The sequence below is a fragment of the Candidatus Poseidoniia archaeon genome, assembly GCA_030748895.1.
In the GTDB taxonomy this organism is placed as follows: Archaea; Thermoplasmatota; Poseidoniia; order MGIII; family CG-Epi1; genus UBA8886.
In genome coordinates, this window is the sequence record JASMLC010000053.1 from 1 (window position 1) to 666 (window position 666).

Annotated in this window: 2 protein-coding genes and 1 tRNA gene; 1 reads left to right on the forward strand and 2 read right to left on the reverse strand. The window is 36.2% G+C overall.

Going from position 1 to position 666, the window contains the following annotated elements; all coding sequences use genetic code 11:
• A partial coding sequence (locus tag QGG57_07035; GenBank protein ID MDP7007910.1) for an ROK family protein occupies positions 1 to 268 on the forward strand: 268 nt, incomplete at its 5' end.
• A gap of 151 nt (positions 269 to 419) precedes the next feature.
• Here the strand turns inward: QGG57_07035 and QGG57_07040 are convergent.
• Positions 420 to 495, reverse strand: a tRNA-Pro gene (locus QGG57_07040).
• A 33-nt stretch (positions 496 to 528) separates the two neighbouring features.
• Positions 529 to 657 (reverse strand): DNA-directed RNA polymerase subunit N, encoded by a 129-nt coding sequence (locus QGG57_07045; protein ID MDP7007911.1) that lies wholly within the window; start codon positions 655 to 657, stop codon positions 529 to 531.
• Between the last annotated feature and the right edge of the window lie 9 nt (positions 658 to 666).

Consider the following 666-nt stretch of genomic DNA (forward strand, 5'->3'; position numbering starts at 1 on the left):
ATTCACTGAGTCACATGAAGCTTGGGAAAAAGAAGCAGAGTTGTTGGCAGTTGGATTAATTAATATAATCTCTAATCATTCCCCTGACAAAATTATTATGGGAGGTGGCGTTATGGATCAGAAGCAACTTTTTCCTATGATACGACATAATGTTGAAAAAGTGTGGAATAATTATACGCCATTAATTTCATTATCAGATCTAATATCAGAACCGGGTTTAGGTGTTGATTCCGGAATTGTAGGATCATTATCTTTAATTTTAAATTAGATTAATCCAGCAAATAAACTTACATCTTTTACAGGTATTAAGTTCAACTCCTGTTGTAGTTGATTTTGGCTCTAAGTTACAATTCTTACAATTAGGGCACTTTATGAAACATTAAAGAAAGCATGAATATGATGTTTTTTTAGAAGCAAGATGGTGGGCCCGCCCAGATTTGAACTGGAGTCTATACCACCCCAAGGTACAAGGATGCCAAGCTACCCCACGGGCCCTATAGTGTGGCTATAGTAACCTTTCTTAAAAAATCAGTCGTAGGGTAAGAGTTCGTCTATCAAGTCTAAATGAGAAACAAAAATCTTCCTGCAGCAATAGCGCTTTATCCCTAAGTCATTCATAACTTCAGCAGGATTCTCTCCATTTTCTTTTCTCTCAATAAACTCTTC